At 39.9% G+C, this 25,855-nt stretch carries 26 protein-coding genes; 14 read left to right on the top strand and 12 right to left on the bottom strand.

Translation table 11 applies throughout. The features are described 5' to 3' along the window. The first annotated feature begins 5 nt into the window (after nucleotides 1-5). The gene (locus WD048_13605) at nucleotides 6-1,778 is read left to right on the top strand and encodes a T9SS type A sorting domain-containing protein (protein ID MEX0813249.1); all 1,773 of its coding nucleotides are present in this window, start codon (nucleotides 6-8) and stop codon (nucleotides 1,776-1,778) included. A 6-nt stretch (nucleotides 1,779-1,784) separates the two neighbouring features. Here WD048_13605 and WD048_13600 read toward each other — a convergent pair whose 3' ends face one another. After that, nucleotides 1,785-2,228, bottom strand: coding sequence for a type II 3-dehydroquinate dehydratase (locus WD048_13600; GenBank protein MEX0813248.1), 444 nt, complete (start codon nucleotides 2,226-2,228; stop codon nucleotides 1,785-1,787). Between the two features lie 122 nt (nucleotides 2,229-2,350). Between WD048_13600 and xerD the strand changes: the two genes are divergently transcribed. Continuing rightward, nucleotides 2,351-3,268, top strand: coding sequence for a site-specific tyrosine recombinase XerD (xerD, locus tag WD048_13595; GenBank protein MEX0813247.1), 918 nt, complete (start codon nucleotides 2,351-2,353; stop codon nucleotides 3,266-3,268). Between the two features lie 5 nt (nucleotides 3,269-3,273). Here the strand turns inward: xerD and WD048_13590 are convergent, their stop codons facing one another. After that, nucleotides 3,274-4,155 (bottom strand): hypothetical protein, encoded by an 882-nt coding sequence (locus tag WD048_13590; GenBank protein ID MEX0813246.1) that lies wholly within the window; start codon nucleotides 4,153-4,155, stop codon nucleotides 3,274-3,276. A gap of 36 nt (nucleotides 4,156-4,191) precedes the next feature. Between WD048_13590 and WD048_13585 the strand changes: the two genes are divergently transcribed. Beyond that, a complete protein-coding gene (locus tag WD048_13585) occupies nucleotides 4,192-4,635 on the top strand; it encodes a GNAT family N-acetyltransferase (GenBank protein ID MEX0813245.1) in 444 nt (147 codons plus the stop codon). On the opposite strand, the gene WD048_13580 is transcribed toward WD048_13585, so the two are convergent. From WD048_13580 to WD048_13570, 3 genes are all read right to left on the bottom strand, one after another. Continuing rightward, nucleotides 4,624-5,274: a hypothetical protein gene (locus tag WD048_13580; GenBank protein ID MEX0813244.1), complete on the bottom strand. Its 651-nt coding sequence runs from the start codon at nucleotides 5,272-5,274 to the stop codon at nucleotides 4,624-4,626. The genes WD048_13585 and WD048_13580 overlap by 12 nt on opposite strands. 9 nt (nucleotides 5,275-5,283) lie before the next feature. Next, nucleotides 5,284-6,018 carry a hypothetical protein gene (locus tag WD048_13575; GenBank protein ID MEX0813243.1) on the bottom strand — a complete coding sequence of 245 codons (735 nt, stop codon included), beginning with the start codon at nucleotides 6,016-6,018 and terminating at the stop codon, nucleotides 5,284-5,286. A gap of 91 nt (nucleotides 6,019-6,109) precedes the next feature. Continuing rightward, entirely contained in the window at nucleotides 6,110-6,841 is a 732-nt protein-coding gene (locus WD048_13570; GenBank protein ID MEX0813242.1) for a TIGR00266 family protein, read from the bottom strand. Nucleotides 6,842-7,060: 219 nt separating this feature from the next. Here WD048_13570 and WD048_13565 point away from each other — a divergent pair, with 219 nt between their 5' ends. Next, nucleotides 7,061-7,690 carry a peroxiredoxin gene (locus WD048_13565; protein ID MEX0813241.1) on the top strand — a complete coding sequence of 210 codons (630 nt, stop codon included), beginning with the start codon at nucleotides 7,061-7,063 and terminating at the stop codon, nucleotides 7,688-7,690. A 279-nt stretch (nucleotides 7,691-7,969) separates the two neighbouring features. Here the strand turns inward: WD048_13565 and WD048_13560 are convergent, their stop codons facing one another. Together WD048_13560 and WD048_13555 are read right to left on the bottom strand one after the other, a co-directional pair. After that, entirely contained in the window at nucleotides 7,970-8,995 is a 1,026-nt protein-coding gene (locus WD048_13560) for an SRPBCC family protein (GenBank protein ID MEX0813240.1), read from the bottom strand. Nucleotides 8,996-9,106: 111 nt separating this feature from the next. After that, a complete protein-coding gene (locus WD048_13555; protein MEX0813239.1) occupies nucleotides 9,107-10,354 on the bottom strand; it encodes a DUF4236 domain-containing protein in 1,248 nt (415 codons plus the stop codon). 95 nt (nucleotides 10,355-10,449) lie between these two features. Between WD048_13555 and WD048_13550 the strand changes: the two genes are divergently transcribed. The 4 genes from WD048_13550 (at nucleotide 10,450) to WD048_13535 (ending at nucleotide 12,084) form a co-directional block, all read left to right on the top strand. Continuing rightward, a complete protein-coding gene (locus WD048_13550; protein ID MEX0813238.1) occupies nucleotides 10,450-10,761 on the top strand; it encodes a hypothetical protein in 312 nt (103 codons plus the stop codon). Between the two features lie 257 nt (nucleotides 10,762-11,018). Then, the gene (locus WD048_13545; protein MEX0813237.1) at nucleotides 11,019-11,231 is read left to right on the top strand and encodes a hypothetical protein; all 213 of its coding nucleotides are present in this window, start codon (nucleotides 11,019-11,021) and stop codon (nucleotides 11,229-11,231) included. Continuing rightward, nucleotides 11,215-11,547 (top strand): type II toxin-antitoxin system RelE/ParE family toxin, encoded by a 333-nt coding sequence (locus WD048_13540; GenBank protein MEX0813236.1) that lies wholly within the window; start codon nucleotides 11,215-11,217, stop codon nucleotides 11,545-11,547. The genes WD048_13545 and WD048_13540 overlap by 17 nt, the downstream gene beginning before the upstream one ends. A gap of 189 nt (nucleotides 11,548-11,736) precedes the next feature. Further along, complete coding sequence (locus WD048_13535; GenBank protein ID MEX0813235.1) at nucleotides 11,737-12,084, top strand: hypothetical protein; 348 nt, start codon at nucleotides 11,737-11,739, stop codon at nucleotides 12,082-12,084. Nucleotides 12,085-12,114: 30 nt separating this feature from the next. On the opposite strand, the gene WD048_13530 is transcribed toward WD048_13535, so the two are convergent. Continuing rightward, the gene (locus WD048_13530; GenBank protein ID MEX0813234.1) at nucleotides 12,115-13,974 is read right to left on the bottom strand and encodes a carbamoyltransferase; all 1,860 of its coding nucleotides are present in this window, start codon (nucleotides 13,972-13,974) and stop codon (nucleotides 12,115-12,117) included. A 153-nt stretch (nucleotides 13,975-14,127) separates the two neighbouring features. On the opposite strand from WD048_13530, the gene WD048_13525 reads away from it, so the two are divergent. Genes WD048_13525 through WD048_13515 form a run of 3 tightly spaced genes read left to right on the top strand, consistent with a single transcriptional unit; the run spans nucleotide 14,128 to nucleotide 15,682 of the window. After that, the gene (locus tag WD048_13525; protein ID MEX0813233.1) at nucleotides 14,128-14,574 is read left to right on the top strand and encodes a GatB/YqeY domain-containing protein; all 447 of its coding nucleotides are present in this window, start codon (nucleotides 14,128-14,130) and stop codon (nucleotides 14,572-14,574) included. 3 nt (nucleotides 14,575-14,577) lie between these two features. Beyond that, on the top strand, nucleotides 14,578-15,096 hold the full coding sequence (locus tag WD048_13520) for a CvpA family protein (protein ID MEX0813232.1): 519 nt from the start codon (nucleotides 14,578-14,580) through the stop codon (nucleotides 15,094-15,096). Nucleotides 15,097-15,106: 10 nt separating this feature from the next. Next, nucleotides 15,107-15,682 carry an aminodeoxychorismate/anthranilate synthase component II gene (locus tag WD048_13515; GenBank protein MEX0813231.1) on the top strand — a complete coding sequence of 192 codons (576 nt, stop codon included), beginning with the start codon at nucleotides 15,107-15,109 and terminating at the stop codon, nucleotides 15,680-15,682. Between the two features lie 24 nt (nucleotides 15,683-15,706). Here the strand turns inward: WD048_13515 and WD048_13510 are convergent, their stop codons facing one another. After that, complete coding sequence (locus WD048_13510; GenBank protein MEX0813230.1) at nucleotides 15,707-16,906, bottom strand: proline dehydrogenase family protein; 1,200 nt, start codon at nucleotides 16,904-16,906, stop codon at nucleotides 15,707-15,709. A 172-nt stretch (nucleotides 16,907-17,078) separates the two neighbouring features. On the opposite strand from WD048_13510, the gene rmuC reads away from it, so the two are divergent. Both rmuC and WD048_13500 read left to right on the top strand, forming a co-directional pair. Next, nucleotides 17,079-18,437: a DNA recombination protein RmuC gene (gene rmuC / locus WD048_13505; GenBank protein MEX0813229.1), complete on the top strand. Its 1,359-nt coding sequence runs from the start codon at nucleotides 17,079-17,081 to the stop codon at nucleotides 18,435-18,437. A gap of 184 nt (nucleotides 18,438-18,621) precedes the next feature. After that, nucleotides 18,622-19,908 carry a citrate synthase gene (locus tag WD048_13500; protein MEX0813228.1) on the top strand — a complete coding sequence of 429 codons (1,287 nt, stop codon included), beginning with the start codon at nucleotides 18,622-18,624 and terminating at the stop codon, nucleotides 19,906-19,908. Between the two features lie 58 nt (nucleotides 19,909-19,966). Here the strand turns inward: WD048_13500 and WD048_13495 are convergent, their stop codons facing one another. Together WD048_13495 and WD048_13490 are read right to left on the bottom strand one after the other, a co-directional pair. Continuing rightward, the gene (locus WD048_13495) at nucleotides 19,967-21,448 is read right to left on the bottom strand and encodes a hypothetical protein (GenBank protein ID MEX0813227.1); all 1,482 of its coding nucleotides are present in this window, start codon (nucleotides 21,446-21,448) and stop codon (nucleotides 19,967-19,969) included. A gap of 28 nt (nucleotides 21,449-21,476) precedes the next feature. Then, nucleotides 21,477-23,258, bottom strand: a complete 1,782-nt coding sequence (locus WD048_13490; GenBank protein MEX0813226.1) for a hypothetical protein — start codon at nucleotides 23,256-23,258, stop codon at nucleotides 21,477-21,479. A 124-nt stretch (nucleotides 23,259-23,382) separates the two neighbouring features. On the opposite strand from WD048_13490, the gene proS reads away from it, so the two are divergent. After that, nucleotides 23,383-24,879 (top strand): proline--tRNA ligase, encoded by a 1,497-nt coding sequence (gene proS, locus WD048_13485; protein MEX0813225.1) that lies wholly within the window; start codon nucleotides 23,383-23,385, stop codon nucleotides 24,877-24,879. A gap of 18 nt (nucleotides 24,880-24,897) precedes the next feature. Here the strand turns inward: proS and WD048_13480 are convergent, their stop codons facing one another. Further along, nucleotides 24,898-25,704 carry a hypothetical protein gene (locus WD048_13480; protein ID MEX0813224.1) on the bottom strand — a complete coding sequence of 269 codons (807 nt, stop codon included), beginning with the start codon at nucleotides 25,702-25,704 and terminating at the stop codon, nucleotides 24,898-24,900. Nucleotides 25,705-25,855: the final 151 nt, after the last annotated feature.

Here is a 25,855-nt window from a genome sequence, read left to right as displayed (position 1 = left end):
AACACATGAAAAATTTATTTATTGGGTTCACAATGCTCTTTCTTATAATTGGCATAACCCATCCTGTTTATGCTCAGTGTCCCTCTGGAGAAATTAATGTAACAATTCAACTTTCCACTGACAATTGGGGTTATGAAGCCTACTGGGAACTTATCGATCAATCAAACAACAGTGTATTACAATTTGGTGGAAACCCCAACGCAAAACCACCAGGACAACAAATCGCTGATGAAACTGATCCCGGAGCATACAACGAAAATGCTTCTTACAATTTTGATTTTTGTGTTCCATATCCTTCTGATCTACTTCTGAAATTATATGATGATTATGGAGATGGTGGAACTGAAATAACTATTTTAGTTGATAATATTCTGATTTTCAGTAATAAAGAAGATGATTATGATGAGCTCCTTGAATTTGAGTTTTCCATTCCTTTGCCAAACCTTGACCTTGGGCTTACAAAAATTTCCCCCAGTGGAAAAATTAGCAAAGGCTTCGAAAACTTTGTGAAAGCAACGCTGCAGAATTCAGGAAAAGATACCGTCAAAAGTGTAAAGCTGCATTGGACGGTAGATTCTGAACCAACACGAACACAAAATTTCTTTGGAATAAATATTGCTCCGGGCGCAAGCCAGGAATTAACAGCTGATCTGGGATGGAAAGCAACAGGTATTGGAAATAAAGAGCTGAAAGTATGGCTAACAAATGTAAACGGACTTCAAGATGAAAATCCAAACAACGATGAACTGATTAATTCCCTTGAAGTTTTTCAAAAAACCAGAAATGGATTGGTTGAACTATGGACAGGTGCGAGCTGCGGATATTGTGCCATATATGTTCCACCACTTTTGGAAGAAGTAATGTCGCGGCCTTCACACACCTATGCCATTGCATACGAAACAGATTGGGTAGGGCCAGATCCTATGTACGACCACAACCCGCAACATGTTGAAAGCCGCAGGAGCTATTATGGAAACATCAGTGGTGTACCCCATATGGTTTACAACGGAAATTACTTTAAAGAACATCCAGTGTATTTTACCAGTGACACATTGGAATCTGCTGTTACAATCCCCACAATTGCACAATTTGAAGACCTGAATATAGAACTTCATACAGATACAGCAAATAATGATACGCTCAAGTTTTCCGCTGTTCTCAATGCTACAGGTGATATACCCGTAGGGCATGTAGTACATATGGTAGTAGTAGAAGAAGAAATATGGTTTAATAACCCTCCGGGCACGAATGGTGAAACCCACTTTCCTTATGTAATGAAGTACATGGTGCCTAATCAATTTGGAACAAGCCTGGATCCAATGCAGAACGGAGACATGCTTAGCTTATCAGGAAAATGGGGGCTTAAAAATGTTTATGACAAAGATGAACTTGCAGTAGTGTTTTTTGTTCAGAACAATTCTACCAAAGAAGTTGTACAGGCCGATTACATCAATTTAAAGGCCGAACCTGATGTCAGTATCCCTGAAGAAGAAACTTCCATTTCAGAAATGGAATCAGGAAATACCCTGAAATTCTACCCCAACCCCGCCCAAAATGAACTCTACCTGAGCTATGAGGTAAAAAACCTGGATGCCAAACAAAGCAGTATCAGGATTTACGATCAGATGGGCAGGCTGGTAAAAGAATTTGAAACAGGCACATTGTCAGGAAGCAATACCTTCAGGATCAATACTGCAAACCTGAGCAATGGAATGTATATTCTTCAGTTGCAATCGGGTAAGGAAATGACAAGTGAGAAATTTATTATTCAGAAATAGCAGCGTTTATCTGTCAAAGTATTCCAAAGCATAGCGATAGCCCTGCAAGCCAAACCCGGCAATCAGAGCTATTGCATATTGGCTCAATAAAGATTTTCTGCGGACTTCTTCACGCGCATAAGGATTGGTAATGTGCACTTCTATTACTGGAGCATCAATGGCTGCAACCGCATCTGCAAGTGCAACGGATGTGTGGGTATATCCTCCGGCATTAAGTATAATCCCTTCGTAGCTAAAACCTACTTCTTGAAGCATATCAATCAGCTCACCCTCAATATTGCTTTGGTAATAATATAAATCAAGATCGGGGTAGGACTCTATCAAATCATTGAAATAGGACTCGAAATCCTGCGAGCCATATAAATGCGGCTCTCTCTTTCCCAATAGATTTAAATTGGGCCCATTGATGATGATGATTTTTTTCTTTGCCATAAATAAAAGGCAGTGCATTTGCCTTGATTTTTATTTTCATAAATTTAACCCGTCTTGGCCTAAAAACAAACTTGTATGTTACATAACAGGTTTGCCAGAGAAAATCAGCCAATCCGGGTAAATTCATCATTCGCAAAACTATGGCAGCAATTGACTGGAAGAGCAGTATCATTGGTTTTAAGCACTATCTGCAATTAGAGCGTTCACTGTCCCACAATTCCGTTGATGCCTATATCAGAGACATCAATAAATTGGCTCAATTTTCCTGCATTCAGCTGGAAGGGAAAAGAGCGGATCAAATTACACTTAATGAGCTCCAGGAATTTCTCGGTCATATTCACGAATTGCTGCTCAATGAAAGGTCGCAGGCACGCATTATTTCAGGAATCAAGGCCTATTACCGTTATTTACTAATGGAAGACATTATCACAATTGACCCGACCGAGCTGCTCGAAGGCCCAAAACTTTCAAGAAAACTTCCCGATGTATTGAGTTATGAGGAAATTCAAAGCATAATTGAGGCTATAGACCTGAGCAAAGCTGAAGGAATGCGCAACAAAGCGATTGTTGAAACGCTTTACGGTTGTGGATTGCGAGTGTCTGAGCTCACTGAACTGCGCATCTCCAATTTGTATTTTGATGTGGGTTTTATAAAAGTAACTGGCAAAGGAAATAAAGAGCGGCTGGTACCTATTGGTAGAGATGCCGCTAAGTTTATTAAAATTTACATGGAGGAAGTGCGCGTGCATCAAGCAATTCAAAGAGATTTTGAAGACCATCTCTTTCTAAACCGCAGGGGAAAATCCCTTACACGTGTAATGATCTTTACCATTATCAGGCAACTGGCGGAAAAAGCAGGACTTAAGAAAAAAATTAGCCCGCATACTTTTCGCCATTCTTTTGCTACACATTTGGTAGAAGGTGGCGCAGACTTGAGGGCAGTGCAGGAAATGCTGGGACATGTATCTATTACAACCACTGAAATATACACACATCTCGACAGTGCCTATTTAAAAGATACATTGTTAAGCTTTCACCCGAGGAATAAAAGAAAATAGGATGCTTATTTCTTAGTTGCAAAAGCTTTCAAGCCACGCAATCCCATATCAACCACCTGCTCCTCTTGGTCTACATCATACTCACCATTTCCATTTTCATCTTTCCACTCAAAACTCTTATTGGTTGAAAGCGAAACAGTAACTTCAACCCCTGATTCTTCCCCGGTAATTTCCAGGGGCGGATCAAAAGTGCCGGTTACCAAACAAGAGCCGGGAGGTATTGGTGATGTACTATTTATAGGATTTACAACAGTAGTGCCTGGAGCCTGATCATCAATTATTTTATCATATGGGGCAGGCACATTGTGTGTTTCAAATGCCCAATAGCCTTGCTTTTTATTGGCATTCACAGTATGTGTTTTTTCATCCACTTCAAAAGAAGTGATATAGGTTTCGAATCCCACAAAAGAGGCAAGCGTCCCGGTGAAACTATTACCAACAGCATTAAAATCAATATCAAAATTCTGATAGCCCAGTGAAACTCTCAGGTATTTATAAGTTCCTGGAGGAATATCACTTAAAGGTACAGTGAGAAATGTTTCGCCATTTTTCTTAACAACTGCTTTGTCAAAATCAATGGCATTGTCTCCACCTTTCGAAGTTTCAGGAGCTTTGTAAAGCACTACACCCTCACCAACCATAGTGAATTTGTCCGGGGCCAATTCTACATAATGTGCACTCATGCCATTAAAGCGGGGAGATTGAGCTGCATTTTCAGGAGGAATGCTTTCCGGTTCGCCAAATTTCCCCAGTCTTTCCTGATTGGGATCAAATTTAAATTTGAAGCTCATTTGCTCTTCGGGCTCATTATCGGAATCATCATCTTTATCGCAAGCTGCAAAAGCAAGTAATAGAAATGGAAGCAGTAAAAATTTGAAATTTTTCATGGTTTAGTTTTTTAATCAGAACTGTAAATTTACAAAATGAATGCCTTGAATCTCAAAAAGATAAATTTTGCCAGTTTAGATTATAAGAAAACGGTGGCACTCAGAGACCTATTGTTGCGAAAGCCACTTGGGTTAAAATTTTCAGAAGCAGAATTGGAAAAGGAAACAAACATGCTTCATCTGGCATTTTTTGATCGCGAAAACTGCATTGCCTGCCTGGTGCTGGTTCCTGAATCTAAGGGAAAAATAAAAATGCGTCAGGTAGCTGTTAATGAAGCTTATCAATCAAAAGGAATTGGCAAAAAATTGATTGCAGCTGCTGAAAAATATGCAAGAGAAAAAGGTTTTAAAAAAATGTATTGCCATGCCAGAGCCACAGCATTGCCATTTTACCAAAAACTAAAATACCAGCAAGTAGGGGAGGCTTTTGAAGAAGTGGGTATTCCGCATTATAAACTTGAGAAAAATTTAGTCGTTTAAAAAATCAAGCGCATTTGTATCAATCTCATGCCCACCGTGAAAATAATGCATTTCAAAATTCAGGCCTTTGTTGCGGTATTCCTCCAGCACTTCTTCCAGTTTTTCCACGCTGATAAACGGATCTTCATCGCCCGAAACGATGTGCAATTTTCCCTTTACCTGCACAATAAATTTTTTCCAATCCAAATCATGCGCAATTGATCCTGCATAGAATACCAAAATGTCAAAATCTGGTTCCATTCTATTTATCCATCTGCTGAGTGTGGCAACTCCCTGTGAAAAACCGAGCAAAACAAATTTGCAATCTGCATTTAGATTGTATTGTTGCTTTATGGTCTCATACAGTTTTTGCAAATAATTGCAATAATCCTCAATTTCATTTTCGCGGTCTTCACTGGTCATCCATGTAGCGGCAGGATTTCCATTAAAACCTTTGGCATAAAAGCGATTGAGTCCTTCGGGAGCGGCAATGATTCTGTGATCGGTTTGAAAAGCTTCGAAAGATTTTAAAAATGTTGATGCCAGTTGTGCGTAGCCATGCAGAACTACCCAACATTCATTTATTTCACTCTTGTTGCTTTTTGGCAATAGCAATTGACAACGGGCTGTGCGAGTAGTTTTTATGTGTAGGGTTTCCAAGCTTGCTGATTAATATTTTTGATAGCGCTGTTCAAAATTTTGATAGCACTTTTTGATTTTCACTGCTACATCATATTGCGAAGCATAGCTTAAAAATTGATCGTTTAAATCACAAAAACTGATGAAAAAATCGTATTCCTTTTTGGCAAGATCAATAATTCCCTCCTGATTGTAATAATTCAGCAAATCCTTGACCACTTTTCGGTTCATGGCCTCATTCTCCAGTCGAGCTAACTCTTTCTGCTGCTGGGCATCTTTGCTAAAGCGTTGGTATAATGCAGAAATAGGGCTTGTAATCGCTTTGCCTGCTTTCTTTGTATTGTAATCATAAGAACTGCTGCCCAGCTGATCGATATCTTCCTGGATATCTTCTAAATCGCGAGGTGTTTCTATCATCACGCCTTCAAGTTGAACAACTAGTTTTTGTAGTGTCAAGTGAACGAAATAAACGGCTTTATCTGCAGAGTCTTTTACCGTAATAATTTTAGTCTTATAGCCGGGAGAAACTACTTTCAGCGTATCGCGCTTCAATACATCTATCAAAAAACTCCCGTCAGGCTCAGTCAGCAGACCACTTTTGGTTCGGGTATTATAAACATACACACTTTCAAAGCCCACCCCTTTTTCTTCTTTTACGAAGCCTCTTACAATTACTTTTTTGTTTTCATTATTGCGCAGTGTATCATTCTGGGCAAAAAGGCTTTGCGTAAAAAAAGCTGAAATAAATAAAAGGAATAAAATCATAAGAAGTAAAAGTGCCTGCGTCAAATTTAACGCTTTGATTCATGCTTTGTTTGAAAATTATTGTCTTTCAAAGGATATGTAGCATTCAGATTTAAATACCAAAACCTCTTTCTTCTTTTTTGCCCCCATATGACAATTTTGAAGCTTGTACTACCCGGTCGGCCAGTCTGCTAAATGGAAGACTTTGTAAATAAACTGTTCCGGGTCCTTTAACAGTAGCAATGAAAAGACCCTCACCTCCAAAAAGCGCATTTTTAAAACCACCTAAAAAGGCTATATCATAGTCTATACTTGATGAAAAAGCAGTTAAACAGCCAGTATCGATTCTGAGTGTTTCTCCTGGTGCCAGTACTTTTTTAATAGTAGTACCTCCGGCATGGACAAAAGCCAGGCCATCGCCCTGTAGTTTTTGTAAAATAAAACCTTCACCTCCAAAAAGTCCGGCTCCCATTTTTTTAGTAAAAGCCACCTCTATATCTATGCCTTTGGCAGCACAGAGAAAAGCATCTTTCTGGCAATAAAAAGAGCCCCCTTCTTCAGTCAGGTCTATTGGGGTAATTTTTCCGGGATAGGGTGCGGCAAAAGCTACTCTTTTCTTGCCATGTCCCTTGTTGTAAAAATTGGTTATAAAAAAACTTTCACCGGTGATCATACGCTTAAAACCTTTGAGCAGGCCGCCACCGGTATTGGTTTCCATTTCAATGCCTTCTTCCATATAGAGCATTGCTCCCACTTCGGCTCTTACACCTTCATCCTGATCAAGCTCGATTTCAACACTTTGCAAATCCCCTCCCAAAATCTCATAATCAATTACATCTGCCATTTCAATTGGTTTTTTAAGTGAAAAATCCTTTACTTTCAAAGGTATGGAAAAGATAAGTTTTGTAATGCTTATAACCCCTAACTATGTCTGAATCAATTTTATTTATAGCAATTTTTAACATTTAATAAAGCCCAAACAGGTGTCCCTACATTCAGCTTTAGTATATTTGTCATTGTTGAAAAACAGCTTATTTATTTAATCATAAAAAAGGAGATAATTATGTCATTAGTAGGAAAAAAAGCACCGGTATTCAGTACCAATGCTGTATTAAATGGAGAAGAATTTGAAGAAGATTTTTCACTGAGCCAGTACATTGGCGAAAAGTATGTCTTGTTCTTTTTCTATCCGCTTGATTTTACTTTTGTGTGCCCTACGGAATTGCACGCATTTCAAAGCAAACTGGATGAATTCCACAAACTGGGAGTAGAAGTTGTGGGCTGTTCAGTAGACTCACAATTTTCACACTGGGCCTGGTTGAATACGCCAAAAGACAATGGCGGAATCCAGGGTGTAACTTACCCATTGGTTTCCGACCTTTCCAAAACCATTTCCATGAACTACGGTGTATTGGCCGGAGATTATGAATACGATGAAGAAGGCAATACTGTTTTTGAAGGCGAGCCCGTAGCTTACAGAGGCTTGTTCCTGATCGACAAAGAAGGTGTTGTACGTCACCAAATTGTCAATGACATGCCGCTTGGAAGAAACGTAGATGAAGCATTGAGAATGATCAAAGCGCTTCAGTTCTTTGAAGAGAAAGGTGAGGTTTGCCCCGCCAATTGGGACGAAGGAAAAGAAGGCATGAAAGCCGATGCTGAAGGTGTAGCAAGCTACTTATCTACACATTAATTCAGTTCATAAGCATTTAACCCGGAATATGCATTAGAAAATCTATTGCAGCCTGAAATCACTTCAAAATCAGCCACTTCGTTGCTGTTTTCAATTTCACCATAGCGGTGCTATGCCAAAATTTCCAAACAGCCTGATTTTATTGTGCTTTCAAGCTTCCTGCCCGTACCGAAAAGGTACGTTCGGGCGGGCATGACAAAGTTCCAATACATAATCCGGGTTTAAAAAGCGCAATCCAAATTCGGGTTGCGCTTTTTTTGTTGTTAACATGGGCAAAATTCACTCCACATAATAAATAACCCTGGTCAACCATTTGGAAGTGTCGGGTTCTTCCGCTGGGTCAGTAACATATTCTTCAACTGCCGGGCCAGCGTACTGGCGTCCATTGGCAGCAATGTAATCATTGATAATCGTATGCGGTTCTTCCAACCCTTCATAAGCACCATAATAATCAACTTGAAGCGCATTGCCGGGTTCAAGCACGATGGTTTCATAGCCCTTCAGCTTAACTTCGCTACTATTAACCTGTATGCCGGCTCCCATATAGGTTTTCATGTTTTCTTCATCCCAGGAATAATACAAACCCGAAGGCATTCCTGCTTCATCTTCTTCATGTTTTTCTAAGAAGGCATTGTACACAGCACCAAGATGTTCCTCGAAAAAATCACCTATTGCATCAAATTTGACGGTATCCCTTTTAAGCACATATACCCTTCGATCCAGTTCAATTTCATTGATGGAAAGGGAACTTTGAGCACTTTCATCATAGCTTGATTCCACTGCCTCTTTCAGATTGTTCAACCCTTCGTCAAAATCCTTACCCAGTACCTCGTCCATATCCATAAAAAGCAGCATGGCATTCATTGGGAAAGGTGAGCTGCCATTGAAACCCCAGGTAACTTCGGTCTGATTTTCGCCATTCTTCAAAAGGATATAAGCATCTGATTTGCTCTCTCCAAAAGGCATTAGAAAAATCAACTCCGTTTCTATGCGCTCTTCATCCGTTATGGATATAATTTCCTGAGAACCCTCCCCTACATTTTCATTTCCTGCCCATGTCATCTTTGATCCAACAGTACCGGGTTCACCAGTGTATTCCACTACCTGATTGGTGTCGCGGTCTTTCCAGGGTGACCATTCATGCATCGCCTCAAGACTACTAACATACTCCCAGACATACACAGAAGGGGCATCAACGGTAATGCTTCTTTCCACATTGTATTCTTTGGGTGCTACAAGCCCAAGTATTACTACAACAGCTACAAGCAGCAAAATCAGAATTCCGATTATTTTTAAAGCTTTCATGACGATAAGTTTTGGTTTAAGCCTTAAATCTATAAAATAATTTGGAATTTATATTTGCTACACAAACAAAATTTTAAGTGTTAGGCAACAAATAATTACAATTTAGCTTAGTTAAGCTGTGTCGGGCAGCAAATGATTCAGTTTCCCTGCAAAAACAGGCACATCGGGCATGGAAAAGATCAGGGGATTTTTGCGATTGGTGATTCTGAGTTGCAGGGTATTGTCTTCCAATGACAGGGTTACATCCTTCACATCATCCAATGAATAAGAGCGTTCGCCATCGGCAATGATCAAAATGCGCTCGCTTGTGAGGCAAACCTCGCCTTCCATATCCACATCGTAGCCAATTTCTTTGTACTGGATATTGTTGCGCTGAAATCGCTTTTGGATTTTTTCTTTCAACAGCTTTCCTTCATTGCGATAGTAGAGTTTTTCCTCTTTTTTCAATTGCAATTCACTTTGAAGCGGGCTGGGCTCAGTTTCCATGGCCCTGCGCATTTCCACCATGGCATCCATCAATTTGATTTCGCGATCTATGGCAGCATCTTTCAATTGCAGGGTATCTTTTAATTGTATCAATTGCTGCTCTTCTTCCGCTGAAATCAGGTGATCTTCCATCATTTCATCCAGAAAGGTTTGGAACACCGTTACCTTTATGGCTGCTTTGTCTTTTTCTGGTAAAACCAGTTGTTTTTCGAGTTTCTGCAATTCGTCCGGCTGAATATATTCCGGCTGCTCATAAAAGGTATCGTGCAGCAAAACAAAAAAGTGAAAGTCCAGGAATTGCTTGTGCTGTGCAGGTAAATTGGCTTTCTTGATTTTGAAGATGATTTCCTCAACGGGTTTCCTTTCCTCAAAATCCCTTTCAATTTCTTCCAACAAAGCCCTGCTCGTTTTCACCTGTTTCTTGTTCTGATAGCTTAAAACAACACCGAGCAATATTGCAAATGCAGCAGGAAAAAAAATCCAATAAGGCCAAAAGAACAGGCCTGGAAATAGCATGAGAACCCCAAGCATAAGCAGTCCTTTGGCCAGACAGCCTCCTTTTTCAAGATCTGGGGCAGCGGGTATTTCTGCTTCATCGGCTTGTGGAATGCCTTTGCCATAAGTCAGTCCGGTATCGACAAAATACGCCCTGCTGCCCGATTGCAGATTTTGTGCATCGGCTTTGGCGCTCTTTTTTCCCGATGATAAATATTTGCGGTAATACAATCCGTGGCGGCCTCCGTGCACATATGCACCTTTGGGGCCAATGCCAACTCTTGCGCCCGTAACTCCTGCCGAGAGCCCGATGCCGCTTTTTGAAAAATTCAATCGCAAAGGACCAAATGAAAGTGCTTTTCTGAGGTAGTAGGCCATGGTTGATTTTTATGATTTCATAAACTTAATTAAAATCCAATTTCTTTCAATCAGGCAATTATTTGGTATATTTGGTAAATTTAAAATTCAAGAGTATGAGTTTATTCATTAAGTCATTGTTAATTGTAACAATTGTTTTATCAAGTCAATTATTGTTTGCACATAATGATTACGTTACTATTCTTGTTAGAGGACCAAGGTCTGAAGTAATATTTATATCGGTTAATGGGGAAGAATATAATGTAATCGAACCCAGCAAAGGTGAAGAAAATAACTATGCAGATTATAATAAGGTCATTAAGATAGTTCAAGGTTTTGAAGACAAAGGCTATAAAGTTCTCTCTACTACTAGAGATGGCTTTGCGTCAGGTACTTTATTCTTTCTCCTGGTTAGAGAGAATGAATAATCTATGTCTAAACCTAAAAACAGCTATTGCAGCACGAGTTACAACATTTCGGTGTTCATCTTTAATTTTATTTCTTAAATTCTTTTGTAAAATGTCGAGTTAAAAAGACAAAAACTGCCTTAATTTGTCGGTTTCAAAAGACAAAACACGGGATATGGACTTTACATGGAATTTATTATTTTCACTAGAACTAATAAAACGCAAGCATCGTTTACATCTATTGTATTTCTTACAGTATTCAAATAAATAATGGAAGTATGAAAATTCTGTTAGACATAAAGGATAGTAAAGCAGCATTTTTTGTTGAGGTACTCAAAAACTTCTCTTTTGTTAAAGCTACTCCTTTAACAAATACAAAAGCAGAATTCTTAAAAGGCCTGAAACAAGCCGTAGAAGAAGTAAACCTGGCAAAAGAAGGGAAGATTAAAACCACTTCACTCAAGGATTTTCTGGATGAAATACCAGATTGAAACCATACCGTATTTTCAGAAAAGGGCAAAACGTCTTATCAAAAAATTCCCTTCTCTTAAGAAAGAACTATTAGAACTCCACAACAAACTTTCCGCTGATCCCGAAACGGGAACTGCACTTGGAAAAAATTGCTACAAAATTCGGCTTGCTATAAAGTCTAAAAACAAAGGAAAATCAGGTGGCGCAAGGGTGATTACATATTTATATATTCGTGGGAAAGTTGTTTATTTATTGGATATTTATGACAAGTCTGAGCAAAGTGATATCACCAATAAAGAATTGGTAGAACTGTTGAGTGAAATTTCGAATAAATAAACTCAATCCAACCCAAACAACTCCTCGGCACTTAGCTTTTTCCAGTAGGCTTGTTTTCCTCTTAGTAACATAAGTTCACTTCTTACTCACCACTTAGAACTCAATAGAATATTTTATTAAAAAGTATGATTTTAGATTAAATTAGCAATTCTCATCTTATCTCTAAATCAACATTAAAAAACTTATGCTATGAAACCAGATCAGCTTAAAACATTCGTCATCTTATTTTTTATCTCTTTTTTCTTGATCACAATGGATTTAAAAGGACAGGAAAACAGTGGTTATCTGATGGTCAATGTCTATCAATCCAGATATCAGGATTACAGTAAAGTTATAGTAACTGAAAATGGGAAAGTACTTGAAAACCAAGACATAGAAGTGTTTGTGCCTGAAAACATGGAAAGTTATCAGTTGACAGTAAATAATATCATTGATAAGTACAAGCGTAAAAACTATAAGCTAGTTGAAGTAATATATGGAAGTACCCAGCATGGAAGGACTGTAGAAAGAACTTTTTTATTTGAAAAAGTTAATTAATCGCGGAAGTGCATTTTGAGTAAATTAAAATCAATCTAACCCAAACAACTCTTCAGCACTTTTCTTTTCCCAATTCGGCTGTTTTTCTTTTAGCAGTAGAAAATCTCCAATCGCAAGGGCATCCATTTCGGTATTCATAAAGCAATGGTAGGCATCTTCGGGCGTGCAGACAATGGGTTCGCCACGCACATTAAAACTGGTATTAACCAAAACCCCATAGCCTTTTTCCTGCTTGAAATTTTGAAGCAAATCATAGAGCCTCTCATTGGAATCTTTGGAAACGGTTTGAATGCGTGCGCTAAAATCCAAATGGGTAATGGCGGGTAAAGTAGAGCGTTCGATTTTCAATCTTTCCATCAATTCCATATCATAAAAATCACTGGGCAGCGGTTTGCGAATAGATTGCTGAACGGGTTTTACCATGAGCATATAAGGCGAAGGACCTTTCATTTCAAAAAACTGATGGGCATCTTCCTCAATTACGATAGGTGCAAAAGGACGAAAACCTTCGCGGTATTTTATTTTAAGGTTCAGTTTTTTCTGCATATCGCTGCGACCTGGATCGCCTAAAATACTACGGTTGCCCAATGCCCGTGGCCCCCACTCCATACCCCCCTGAAACCAACCTACTACTTTTCCATCTGCCAGTAGTTTGGCGGTTTCTTTAGAAATCTGATGGGTTTCCAATAATTGATAATCCGCTTTAAAACCATCTAAAGTGCTTTGAATTTCAGCATTGGAAAATTCAGGGCCGAGGTAGCTGTACAAAATGCTATCAATACCATTTTTTGGCGCAGTTCTTTCATTTTGCAAATACATAAAATGCGTGGAAATCGCTGCGCCCAAAGCCCCTCCAGCATCTCCGGCAGCAGGTTGTATGTAGATGTTTTCAAAAATCCCAGCTTCTTCCAATTTTCCATTGGCCACACAATTGAGTGCCACACCACCTGACAAGCAAATATTTTGTTGGCCCGTAAGTTCTTTTAAATACTCAGCCATTTTCAACACCACTTCCTCTGTTACCTGCTGTATAGCCATGGCCAGGTTGCAATGCTTTTGCTGCAATGCCTCTTTTTCACTTCTGCGCGCAAAGCCAAAAAGCTGTTCCCATTTTTTATCATTCGCCATGCGCAGCCCGGTGGCATAATCAAAATACGATTGATCCAGCCACACGGAACCATCCGCCTTCAGGTCTATCAATTTGCTTTTGATCAAATCGACAAACTCCTTTGTCTGTGGATCCTCTGGATTGCCGTAGGGCGCCAGTCCCATCAGTTTGTATTCCCCGGAATTGACCCTAAAGCCCAAAAAATAAGTGAAGGCAGAATAGAGCAAACCCAGCGAATGCGGGAAGTGCAGTTCTTTCAAAATTTGAATGTCATTGCCTTTTCCCATGGCTAGACTTGCCGTTGCCCATTCGCCCACACCATCAATGGTGAGTATGGCAGACTCCTCAAAAGGAGACACAAAAAAGGTAGAGGCAGCGTGTGCCAAATGATGCTCGCTGTATAGAATCTTTTGCTTTTTGGCATCGAATTTTCCCAGCTTATTGAGTTCTTCCTTGAGCAATCGCTTGAGGAAAAGTTTTTCCTTCATCCAAATGGGCATGGCACTTAAAAAGGAACGCAAACCTTTTGGGGCAAAGGCATAATAGGTTTCCAGCAATCGCTCAAATTTCAAAAAAGGCTTGTCGTAAAAAACGATATAGTCGATGTCTTCGAGTTGGCAATTGCCTTTTTTTAGGCAAAATTTCAGGGCATTGGCAGGAAAACCCTCATCGTGTTTTTTGCGGGTAAATCGCTCTTCCTGTGCTGCCGCTACAATTGCGCCATCGCTGAGCAAAACAGCAGCCGAATCGTGGTAAAAAGCCGAAATCCCGATTATCTTCATAGCATTGCGAAAATAGTTTATTTTGGGGAATGGAGGGAATGGAACGCTGATGCCGCTGATCATCATGATATTCGCTGATGTTTCAGCGGTAAACCCGCTATATCTGTGTCATCAGCGTTCTTTTTTCATTAACTTCGAATAAAAATTACAGCCATGAGTTTAGAACAAAATATAATGACGGCCATGAAAACGGCCATGAAGGAAAAAGACCAAGACAGTTTGCGCGCTTTGCGTGCCGTTAAATCTGCCATTATGCTGGCAAAAACCGAAAAAGTAGGCACGGAACTGGATGAAGCTGCTGAGCTCAAGATTTTGCAAAAAGAGCTAAAGCAAAGAAAAGATGCTATGGCGACTTTCAAGGAACAAAATCGCGATGATCTGGCGGACAAAGAAGCGGCTGAAATTGCTGTGATAGAAAAATTTATGCCCGAGCAAATGAGCGAGGCAGAGGTGAAAGCAGAACTCGAAAAGATCGTAGCCGATACCGGTGCTTCTTCCATGAAAGACATGGGTAAGGTGATGGGCATTGCCAATCAGAAATTTGCCGGAAAAGCAGATGGTAAAATGATTGCGGATATCGTGAAATCGCTCTTGGGCTAATCAATGGTCGTTGACATTGTATATCTGGCCTTTTTGGCTTTTGGCTTTTTTCTGGGTTTCAGAAGGGGATTGGTGCATTCCATTTTTAGCATTTTAGCGCTTTTTTTGGGTCTGGCTGCAGCACTGAAATACAGCGGCCAACTCATTGTATTGATTCAGGATACCTTTAATTTGGAATCGGTTTATATTTCCATTGGCGTATTTCTACTGCTTTTTATTGTAGTAATATTATTGGTGAGAACAGTGGCCTGGGCTGTTGAAAGTGTTCTTAAAACGCTATACCTCAATTTTATCAATCAATTGCTGGGAGCCTTGCTTTGGTGCCTGGTGCTCACGCTGGTATTCAGCACATTTTTGTGGTTTGCCGATCAAATGGCGCTCATCAGCGAAGCACAAAAAACGGAATCCAATACTTTCAATTTTATCATGCCCATTGCACCTATTACCTACAGTTTTCTATCTGAAATACTGCCCTGGTTCAATGGCTTATTTGAGCAATTGAGTGAATACCTTAAAAAATAAGTGTTCTGCAATGCATCTGCTTTTAGACAATTACGATTCATTTACTTACAACTTGTACGATTACTTCAGACAACTTGGTATTGATTACAAAGTACTGAGAAGTGATTCCCTGGAATGGCAGAAAATCGATTTTCAAAAAGTAAAAAGCATTGTCTTATCGCCCGGTCCAGAAAAGCCTGCTAAAGCCCCACTCTGTAAAATATTGATTGAAAAGGCCAGTGGAAAAATACCGATTTTAGGCGTATGCCTCGGACATCAGGCGATAGGGCAGTATTTTGGAGACACGCTCTATGAAATGCAAACCCCGGTACACGGAAAGGCAAATGAAATGTATGTTGCACAAAAAAATGAGCCTTTGTTTAAAAGTTTGCCAAATAACTTTAAAGTAATGCGTTATCACTCCCTGGCTATCCAATTGCAGCAAAACAGCCCCTTACAGATATTAGCAAAAACCGAAGATGGCACCATTATGGCCATAAAACATCGGGATAAAAATATTTACGGGATTCAGTTCCATCCAGAATCCATACTGAGTGAATACGGATTGAAAATATTGGAAAACTGGCTGAAACTATCGGGGCTTTAGGCCTTATGGAAACAAGCCTGAAAGTTATACAGAGAAAATACGTCTGCGCTCAATCTCATTTTTCAAAAGTGATAATTCCCTGCTCATTTGCCCTTCTGCTGAACTGTTTTCACGAGCGCGCCTTATCAGGTAAGGAATCACATCTTTGACCGGGCCAAATGGCACCAGTTTAGCTGTATGAAAACCATAATCGGCTAAATTAAAGGTGAGGTTTTCGCCCATTCCCAAAAGCTGGGCAAACATCAGGTGCGGATGATCGTTTGAGATTTTACTTTTTTCAATTTCATCTGCCAGATACATACAGCTTTCCTCATTATGGGTAGCTGCACACAGTGCGATATTTTTCACATCGTCCAAACAATAGCGCAGTGCTTTGTTATACGCCTCATCAACAGCGGGCTTGTTGTCATAAATCGGAGAAGGATAATTCATTTTATGGGCACGATCTCTTTCTTTTTCCATATAGGCCCCGCGCACCAGTTTTACACCAAACTTAAAACCGCTTTCCAAAGCATCTTTGTAGTGTTGCTTCATATCCTCTGAGCGATTTTTCAGGTACATCTGGTAGGTATTGTAAACTATCACTTTTTCTTGGTTGAATTGTTCCATCATCTCGCGAATGATAATGTCCAGCGGTCTCTGAATCCAGCTTTCTTCTGCGTCAAAAAACAGCGCAATATTCTGCCTTTTTGCAGCTTCACACAATTGCTCTACGCGATCTACCACTCTTTCCATTTCGCGCTCTTCTGTCAAACTTATCCGCTCTCCGGCATGTACTTTCTCAAACAGCCTGAAACGCCCGAGTCCGGTAATTTTGCAAGAGAGCACTTTTACTGATTTTTGATTTCCGGCAAAAGCAATGGCATTCAATTTTTCCTGCAAGGTCTTGTTGTAATCGTATTCAGAAGATTTGGCTTCTACTCCATAATCCAAAATGGTATTTATGCCATAACCGGCCAGGCGCTCGATTTTCGGACGTGCTTCTTCCAGGCTTTCACCTCCCACAAAAAGTTTGAAAACAGTTGCCTTGACTACAGGTTTTACCGGAAAACGGAATTTCAATGCCATATTTGTAAAAAAACTGCCCAATTCCACCAGGGTTCCATTGTTGATCAGTTTATACATCCAATAAGCCTCTTTTAACTCCAAATCACTCTTATCGGCAAAAGCAATGGCAGTATTCTCGAAAGAGAGTCTTTTGGTCTTTGTATCTTTATTATTCATAGCTTGAAAACAAGGGCGAAAATACGCTAGTTTTCACAGATTTAGTTTTAAAATTTTTACTCGATAATCGAGATTTAAATGCTCCGAGGCTTGCCTCGTAATCAAAAGTATTTTTTTCAAACAAATGCCTCGTGGGCTTGCCCCGAGGTTGTTTACTTAGAACAATTTATTCGTGGATATAATAAGCAGCATAGGCGGATTGTTTATTGGATTTATATTTGGGGTACTATTTATGTATTTCAAACACAAAAACAATAAGCAAATTTCATTTGATGAATTTGAACAATCAGAAGCAGAAAAACAAAATATTACACTGGAAGCGGAAAAATTGAAAGAAAGGAGCCTCTTGCTTAAAGAGCAACTGGATAATTTGCAAGTAAAAAGAGAGGAAGAGCAATACGCCTATCGCAAATCTGAGTCTAAAGTTGCTGAATTAGAAACCCGAAATGAAAATCTACTTGAAAAATTGGTGGAGCAAAAAGCAGATATTGAAAATCTACAGGAAAGGTTTCACAAAGAATTTGAACTGATCGCCAACCGCATTCTTGATGAAAAATCGACCAAATTCACTGAGCTCAATAAGGAAAAATTAAAGGATGTTTTTGATCCATTGAAAGAGCGTATTGAAGATTTTAAGAAAACCATCAATGAAACATACATCAGGGGATCAAAGGAACGCTCCGAACTCTCACATGAATTGAAGAGCCTGCGCGACCTCAACAAACAATTGCAGGACGAAGCACACAATTTGACCAAAGCGCTCAAAGGCGATTCAAAAACCCAGGGCAATTGGGGCGAAATGGTTTTGGAACGCATTCTTGAAATGTCTGGCTTGCAAAAAGGCCGGGAATACGACACCCAAACGAGTTTTACCACAGATGAAAACAAGCGTTTTCAACCCGATGTTATCGTGCATTTGCCCGACCAGAAAAAAGTAATTATTGACTCGAAGGTATCGCTCACTGCCTATGAGCAATATATTAATACTGAAGATGAAAAAGAGAAAGCATTTTACCTGAACGGACATATACAATCATTGCGCAGTCATTTCAAAAGCCTTGACAGAAAGCAATACCAGGATCTTTATAAAATTGGATCACTGGATTTTATTTTGCTTTTCGTGCCCATAGAGTCTGCTTTTTCGCTGGCTATAGAAAACAAACAAGACTTGTTTAATGAGGCCTTTGCAAACAATATTGTTATTGTAACTCCTTCTACCCTTCTGGCGACCATGAAAACCATTGCCAATATCTGGAAAAACGAATACCAAAGCCAAAACGTGATAGAAATTGCTGAAAATGCCGGGAATCTTTACGATAAATTCAAAGGCTTTGTCGATGATATGACGGATCTGGGAAGCAGATTAGACCAAAGCAACCGATCATTTAGCAATGCCATGAACAAGCTGAGTGAAGGACGGGGCAACTTGATAAGCCGGGCTGAGAAAATCAAACAATTGGGCGCTAGAAGCAAAAAGCAATTGCCGGAAGATTTGCTTAGAAAAGCACTGGATACGGATGAAAAAGAATAGAACAACACACAGCTTAATATTTATACTTTTCCAAGTAATATGAGATCAATGAAAAACTGTTAAACAATATTAAGAAATAGCCTTAAGCCCGAATCCCAAATGTTTCGGACAATCATTTTTTTTAAAATTCAACCCCGATTCCGTACATTTGCTGCAATCTCAAATAAAAATTCTATAAACCAAAATGTCAGAAAAAGCGAAATTAACCCTCGAAGATAAGACTTACGAATTTCCGGTATTTACCGGAACTGAAAACGAAAAAGCCTTTGATATAAAGAGCCTTAGAGCTGAAACCGGTTATGTAACCCTCGATACAGGTTATAAAAATACCGGTGCGACTACCAGCGAAATCACTTTTTTAAATGGTGAAGAAGGAATCCTTAGATATCGGGGTTATTCTATCGAAGATCTGACCAATAATTCTTCTTTTATAGAGGTATGTTACTTGTTATTCAATGGTGAGTTGCCCAATGCAAAACAACTCAGTGCTTTTGAAGAAAAAATCACAAGACACACCCTCGTTCATGAAGACACCAAACATATTTTTGATGCTTATCCTACAGCATCACACCCAATGGGGCAATTGATCGCAATGGTATCTTCGCTTTCCTCTTTCTACCCCAACTCACTGGATCCAAACCGATCCAATGAGGAAAAGGAACTGACCATGATCCGTCTGTTGGCTAAAATGCCAACGCTTTGCTCTATGATTTATAAAAAATCTGCAGGGCATCCGATCATGTACCCAAGAAATGATCTCGACTATGTTTCGAACTATTTGTATATGACTTTCGGTCATGTTACCGAATCATACGAAGTAGATCCTGTGGTTGTAGATGCTATGAATAAATTATTGATCCTTCATGCCGATCACGAGCAAAACTGTTCTACATCCACAGTGAGAATTGTAGGGTCTTCTCAGGCCAATCTTTACGCTTCAATTTCGGCAGGCATTGCAGCACTTTGGGGACCGCTTCACGGAGGTGCCAATCAGAAAGTGATTGAGATGCTGGAGAATATCAAGAAAGATGGCGGAAGTGTAGAAAAATGGATCAATAAAGCCAAAGACAAAAACGATCCTTTCCGTTTAATGGGCTTTGGACACCGTGTTTATAAAAACTTTGACCCGCGCGCACTCCTGATTAAAGATGCCTGTGACAAAGTACTGGACAAACTCGGCATTAATGATCCAATCCTTGATATTGCTAAAAAACTGGAAAAAACTGCATTGAAAGATGATTATTTTGTTGATAGAAAACTCTTCCCAAATGTAGATTTCTATTCAGGTATTATATACAGGGCTATTGGCTTCCCAGTACAAATGTTTACGGTACTGTTTGCACTTGGCCGTTTACCGGGATGGGTTGCTCAATGGAAAGAAATGATTGATGAAAAACAACCGATTGGTAGGCCAAGACAAATATATACCGGCCACAATCAACGCGAATTTCCTCCATTAAATAAACGATAACCCCAAAAAATTAAACCCCGGACAACCGGGGTTTTTTATTTTCTGAAAGACCGATAGGTTAAAACCTATAACCCACAGTAGCCGTTACCATATTGCGCACTACCTTGTCGGTTGATTGAATGCCATTGAAAAGTACATTCAGGCGCTCTTTGTAGATCAACCTGTTATAAGCAAAATCCAGATAAACCTTTTCTAAGCGAAATCCGACACCCCCTGAGGCCATTTGCCCTGAGTTTCTTCCAAGAAAGGATTCACCACTCAGTGAAGACCCATAAATAGCATATCCTCCTCTAATCCTGAACAGGCCAATTGCAAACTCTACTCCTGCCCGAATATTAGAAGCATTTTGTGCGATATTATCTACACTTTCATTCAACACATTTTCAAATGTAGAATAATCACTGTCGAGAAAATAGCGCGCTTTTCTATAATCAACATATTCATAATCAAGCGAGAAGAAACCATATTTTCCAAACAGTACAGCTGTACTTGCATTAAAACGCCAGGGTGTGGAAAGACTGTAATCAAAACTCCCTTCTGCAGTCTCGTAGCGATGGGTTGTGGTATCTAAATCACTGCTGATACTTCCTGAAAACTCATCCTGAAGGCCATAAAAAGTTGGTGAATGAATAGAAGCACCTACCCTGAAATAATTATTGACCCGGTAAAGCAAGCCAATTCTTGTATTAAAGCCAATACCCATTGTAGAGAGCTCCTGTTCCATTCGAAAATTGTCAAAGCCGGTATAGGCATTTTCTTCATCCAACTCCCTGTGGGTTATGTTTTCTGTGTAGCGCAGAACCGGAATGCCCAGATAAACTCCAAAGTACAATCTATCATTGTAATTCGCCCCAAGCGTAATGGAAATATCATTGATGCCACCCTGGATTTCAGAGTTGATTCTTTGTGTTATTTCTCGATTGTCTGTAACAGAAGAATAAGACAAAGTATCATTAGGCAATGGATTCAGCAGATAAGAATTCCAGCCCATCACGGCCTCTGCTGATGCAGTTCCCATTGAAATTTGATTGGGCCCTAATCCATTGAGCTCATTTGCAAGTGCAGGAAGTAAAGAGCGTCTGGCATTTTTAGATTCCCAAAAGCGGTGCTCATTAAAATCTGCAGTACGATTGATTCCCACAGCAAAATTAAAGGAGGTCCATTTGCCTTTTGTTTTTCTTCCGCTGTCATCCACAAATAGTTTGGTGTATATAAAACCGATATTGGGGATGTTGGCACGGACGCGCAGGTCATCGGTTTCGCTATTGGCATAACCTGAAAAATTACTTCTTGCCTGAAGTCCTAATGTAGCAACAAACTCGCTCTTACGAAACATCCCAACGCCTCCGGGATTGACTCCAATTGCTGTAAAATCTGCCCCAAGCGCACCGAATGCACCGGATAGCGCTCTGCCTCTGGAAGAACCGAGAAAAGTTGTTTCAGAATAGCGCAACGCTTCATAAGGTGATTGGGCTAAAGTCCACACACTTACAAATAAAAAGCCCAAAAACAAGCCTAATTTCTTTGAAAAATCAATCATGCCTATATTGTTTATTTACATTATGTATCTATCGTGGAGAGCTTGACCTGCTTCCTCCAGATGGTGAAACACTTCTTGAGCCGCCTCCCCTTGAAGGACTCGACATAGAAGGTGATGAAGAGCGCGAAGGCGCAGAGTAATTTCTACTTGGAGAGGAAGAACGGCTTGGAGTACTTCGCGATGGCGCTGTTCTGCTTGGAGCACTTGAACGACTTGGACTTGTAGAAGGAGCCGTACGAGAAGGTGTACTTCTTGACGGAGCAGCATAATCACTTTTAGGTGGAGTATAAGAGCGTTGCGAAGGAGCAGGAGCTGTATTCCTGCTACCACCTTGCTCATATGATCTTGGAGAGGCTCTCTCAGGGCTCACTCTTGACGGTGAACCGGGAGAAGTATTTTCTCTTCTGGAAGGTGGAGAATACTGACGCTGAGGCTGCGTCCGGCTTGGAGTAGCTTCTCTTGTATCTGAAGGAGCTGTTCTTGAAGGAGCCGGTGCAGTTCTATCCGGTGCTGTATAAGAACGGTTTGGAGCAGTAGTATTGGGTGCTCTTGATGGTACAGCGCTCCTTTCTGCAGGAGCTGTATTTGAACGTGAAGGTTGAGTTCTGGCCGGCTCAACAGTTCTTCCTGATGAAGGTGCAGATCGCGCTACATCTCTTTCAGCAGGTTGATTTACGCTTCTTTCAGTTCCTGAACGGTTTACAGGTGTAGAAGTATTTCGCCCCGCATCAGAAGGCTTGTACTCTTTTACTGGCTTAGTAGTATTGCTGTAATTGTCAATTTTTCGCGATTCAGAACCTGAAGCTCTGGAAGCAGGCTGACTCGTACCTGATCTAACATTGTCCGTATTTACACGGGGTGTATTTTTAATTTCGGCTGTTCTGGCAGAAGCTTTTTCAATAGCAGGGTTAGAAACAACTCTTCCTCCGGTTTTTCCTGATCCGACTTTACCTCCGCCACTATCTCCTGAAGTTTTTCCTCCATCAGAATAAGAGCGCGGTGAATCAGACAATGCAAGTGTTTGGTTGCGTTCATTGTAATAACGCGGGCCGTGATAGGTTCCTCTGCCTCCACCTGATGAACTGTTGTAGGCAGGATTTCCATAATTACCACTTCCGTAGTAGCCATCATGATAGCCATTGTAATAACCGTGATTGTAGCCGTTTAAATAGCCGTTGTAATAACCGTAGTTATAGCCAAACCCTCCGCCATATCCGTATGCAGGATAATAACAGGGTCTATTCCACGAATTTGCGAAATACCAATTGTTCCAGCCCCAGGTATTGCTATAGCCCACAGAAAAAGACCATCCGGGCCTGTACCAATATGAGTTCCATCCAGGTGTGGCCCACCATGAATTAGACCAATGAGGGTTGTAATATCCGTAAATACTCATGCCGGAATAGTAGGGATTATAATCGTAATAATACATATCAACATAAGGGCTGCTGTAATAACCAAAGCCCATATATGGATCATAAAAACGTCTCATTCTCGCTGTATAATAATAATCAGCGGTATTGCCATAATAGTTATTAGTATTGTAGGTATTGCCACTTTGATCTCTGTATGATTCAGTATCATACCCATCAGTGCCATTGTATCGGTAAGGATCATTATTGCGTTTATTATTATTATCGTTATACTCATTTTGATAATAATCTTGCTCTGAATTGTCTTCATAACCTGAATTTTGATCAGATTGAGTGCCAGTATTATCTGAACCGGGCACATAATAAATGTCATCATTTTGTGCCTGAGTGAAAATGCACAATAATGAAAGCAGAAGGATATTGAATATAGTTTTCATGGCTTTATTTTTTTATCTTGATACTTGGACTAAATGATTTTGATTTCGTTTAATGAAGCAATCAATAATTTGCTAATTTTGTTCGCTCACTTCAAATCAAATAGCGTACCAATTTAAGAATATAATGGCAAAAGGAATCAGTAGTAGAGCAGAAGATTACAGTCAGTGGTATAATGATCTTGTTATAAAAGGAGGCCTGGCAGAACATTCTTCTGTGAGAGGATGCATGGTTATAAAGCCCTATGGATATGCCATTTGGGAAAATATGCAAAGTGTTTTAGACAAAATGTTTAAAGACACCGGCCATCAAAATGCTTATTTTCCTTTGTTTATTCCAAAAAGTTTTTTGAGCAAAGAGGCAGCCCATGTTGAAGGTTTCGCAAAAGAATGTGCGGTAGTAACCCATTATCGATTAAAAAATGATCCTGATGGAAATGGAATAATTGTAGATCCTGATGCAAAATTAGAAGAAGAACTGATTGTTAGACCTACCTCAGAAACCATTATTTGGAATACTTATCGAGACTGGATAAAATCATACAGAGACCTTCCATTGAAAATCAATCAATGGGCAAATGTTGTGCGTTGGGAAATGCGTACACGATTGTTTCTCAGAACAGCAGAATTTCTCTGGCAGGAAGGACATACAGCCCACACTACACAACAAGAAGCTGAAGAAGAAACCCTTCAAATGCTGAATATCTACGCGCAATTTGTTGAAGAATATATGGCCATTCCTGTAATCAAAGGACGTAAAAGTGCCAATGAAAGATTTGCCGGAGCATTAGACACTTTGTGTATTGAAGCTCTGATGCAAGATGGAAAAGCATTACAAGCCGGGACTTCTCATTTTCTCGGACAAAATTTTGCCAAGGCCTTTGACGTGAAATTCGCAGCCAAAGAGGGTGGTGAAGAATATGTATGGGCAACTTCCTGGGGCGTTTCTACCAGGCTGATTGGCGCACTTCTAATGGCACATTCAGATGATGAAGGACTAATTATCCCGCCAAGAATAGCACCTGTCCATGTGGTTATTATTCCAATGTTCAACAAGAATCTGCCAGAAATGAATGAAAAGATTCTTGAACAAAGCCTTGGGCTTAAAAAGGAACTGGAAAGTACAATTTATGAAAATGCCCCAATTCGCGTAACGCTGGATGACGATGACACCAAACGTCCCGGATTTAAATTTGCTGAAAATGAACTCAAGGGCATTCCTTTGCGCATAGTAATTGGCCCGAGAGATTATGAAAATGAAGTAGTGGAACTGGCACGCAGGGATACAAAAGCAAAAACTTCAGTTCCGATTAAGGGATTAGCTGCTCATGTTAAAGAACTGCTTGGTACCATGCAAAAAGCAATTTTTGAAAAGGCACAAGCTTTCAGGGATCAAAATATTCGCGAAGCAAACTCTTATGAGGAGTTGAAGCAAATATTAGACACAAAAGGTGGTTTTGTATCAGCACACTGGGATGGTACTGCTGAGACAGAAGACAAGATTAAAACGGAGACCAAAGCCACTATTCGCTGTATTCCATTGGACAACCCACAGGAAGAAGGTAAATGCATACTTAGCGGAAAGCCCTCAAAAGAAAGGGTATTGTTTGCCAGGGCATATTAGAAACACAGACATAGTGGATTATCGCATGTCAAGCGACTTACTTTTTTTCTTACGCTTGATTTCTGCTTTATTGCTGCAGCTTTCGCTATCCCCATAATTAATCTCTCTTTCATCGCGATCTTCTGTATTCAGATTTTCTTTTCCAGCTGAAGGCCAGCGACAATTGAGCGCATAGGTCAGGAACTCATCAATTTCGGCAGTATAAACAGCAGCCTCTCTATCAGAACCATTTGCCGATCCTCGAACTGCAAATACATCATCCCATACGAAATTCATATCTGCTTTTCCATCGATCAATTCATAAGTGCGGTTGAGTGACCAGGTAAATGAAGTTGACTCGTCAACAGTAAAAAGCAGTTCAGAGGCAGTAAGCTTATATGTTGGATTTTCTTCAGCATTTCTGCCTGAATAACTCACTTCCAAATTGCCTTCAACTTTATAATCGTTCACATAAAAATTTTGTGGGTTGACAGTGATTTTTGCCCCACTTTCGCTGAAAGCCTTGTCAATGATCATCACCACACTTCCTCTTCTATTAATATTGTATCGACCCTCGCAATTTTCTTCTCCAAAATCCAAAGTAACAGTAACGGGATAATTTTCACCATCTCTACTGAAATTACTGCACTCATCAATATCCTGGGTTTTTCCTTCTGCAATTTTCGCATTGTAATAGGCCTGTCTAAACAAATCATGTACTGTTGATTGGGCAATCGTATGATCAACAGCAGGTGTGTTAGAGCGGTTTTCTTTCCATTTTGTACAAGATGGGAGTACTAAAAGAATTGTGAAAACACTTAACAAAGAAAGGTTTACAAATTTCATGGCTGGTTAGATTAAGATTTATGATAATTGCTTGCAAATGTAACGAATATTCAAGATTTATTCTCAAAAAACATTATTTATTTTTAGGTAAAATCACATACTATAAAAAGCTTGTTTTTCAATGATTCTGTAAGTGTTTTTATAACAATGC

This window comes from Chitinophagales bacterium, assembly GCA_040877935.1.
Taxonomy (GTDB): domain Bacteria; phylum Bacteroidota; class Bacteroidia; order Chitinophagales; family CAIOSU01; genus JBBDNB01.
Note: the sequence above shows the minus strand (reverse complement) of the source record. Positions and strands in the feature narration are given on the sequence as shown.

Coding starts and splice junctions, on each gene's coding strand:
- WD048_13605 (MEX0813249.1), top strand. CDS start 6: ATGAAAAATTTATTTATTGGGTTCACAATGCTCTTTCTTATAATTGGC.
- WD048_13600 (MEX0813248.1), bottom strand. CDS start 2,228: ATGCACTGCCTTTTATTTATGGCAAAGAAAAAAATCATCATCATCAAT.
- xerD (MEX0813247.1), top strand. CDS start 2,351: ATGGCAGCAATTGACTGGAAGAGCAGTATCATTGGTTTTAAGCACTAT.
- WD048_13590 (MEX0813246.1), bottom strand. CDS start 4,155: ATGAAAAATTTCAAATTTTTACTGCTTCCATTTCTATTACTTGCTTTT.
- WD048_13585 (MEX0813245.1), top strand. CDS start 4,192: ATGAATGCCTTGAATCTCAAAAAGATAAATTTTGCCAGTTTAGATTAT.
- WD048_13575 (MEX0813243.1), bottom strand. CDS start 6,018: ATGATTTTATTCCTTTTATTTATTTCAGCTTTTTTTACGCAAAGCCTT.
- WD048_13570 (MEX0813242.1), bottom strand. CDS start 6,841: ATGGCAGATGTAATTGATTATGAGATTTTGGGAGGGGATTTGCAAAGT.
- WD048_13565 (MEX0813241.1), top strand. CDS start 7,061: ATGTCATTAGTAGGAAAAAAAGCACCGGTATTCAGTACCAATGCTGTA.
- WD048_13560 (MEX0813240.1), bottom strand. CDS start 8,995: ATGAAAGCTTTAAAAATAATCGGAATTCTGATTTTGCTGCTTGTAGCT.
- WD048_13555 (MEX0813239.1), bottom strand. CDS start 10,354: ATGGCCTACTACCTCAGAAAAGCACTTTCATTTGGTCCTTTGCGATTG.
- WD048_13550 (MEX0813238.1), top strand. CDS start 10,450: ATGAGTTTATTCATTAAGTCATTGTTAATTGTAACAATTGTTTTATCA.
- WD048_13545 (MEX0813237.1), top strand. CDS start 11,019: ATGAAAATTCTGTTAGACATAAAGGATAGTAAAGCAGCATTTTTTGTT.
- WD048_13540 (MEX0813236.1), top strand. CDS start 11,215: ATGAAATACCAGATTGAAACCATACCGTATTTTCAGAAAAGGGCAAAA.
- WD048_13535 (MEX0813235.1), top strand. CDS start 11,737: ATGAAACCAGATCAGCTTAAAACATTCGTCATCTTATTTTTTATCTCT.
- WD048_13530 (MEX0813234.1), bottom strand. CDS start 13,974: ATGAAGATAATCGGGATTTCGGCTTTTTACCACGATTCGGCTGCTGTT.
- WD048_13525 (MEX0813233.1), top strand. CDS start 14,128: ATGAGTTTAGAACAAAATATAATGACGGCCATGAAAACGGCCATGAAG.
- WD048_13520 (MEX0813232.1), top strand. CDS start 14,578: ATGGTCGTTGACATTGTATATCTGGCCTTTTTGGCTTTTGGCTTTTTT.
- WD048_13515 (MEX0813231.1), top strand. CDS start 15,107: ATGCATCTGCTTTTAGACAATTACGATTCATTTACTTACAACTTGTAC.
- WD048_13510 (MEX0813230.1), bottom strand. CDS start 16,906: ATGAATAATAAAGATACAAAGACCAAAAGACTCTCTTTCGAGAATACT.
- WD048_13500 (MEX0813228.1), top strand. CDS start 18,622: ATGTCAGAAAAAGCGAAATTAACCCTCGAAGATAAGACTTACGAATTT.
- WD048_13495 (MEX0813227.1), bottom strand. CDS start 21,448: ATGATTGATTTTTCAAAGAAATTAGGCTTGTTTTTGGGCTTTTTATTT.
- WD048_13490 (MEX0813226.1), bottom strand. CDS start 23,258: ATGAAAACTATATTCAATATCCTTCTGCTTTCATTATTGTGCATTTTC.
- proS (MEX0813225.1), top strand. CDS start 23,383: ATGGCAAAAGGAATCAGTAGTAGAGCAGAAGATTACAGTCAGTGGTAT.
- WD048_13480 (MEX0813224.1), bottom strand. CDS start 25,704: ATGAAATTTGTAAACCTTTCTTTGTTAAGTGTTTTCACAATTCTTTTA.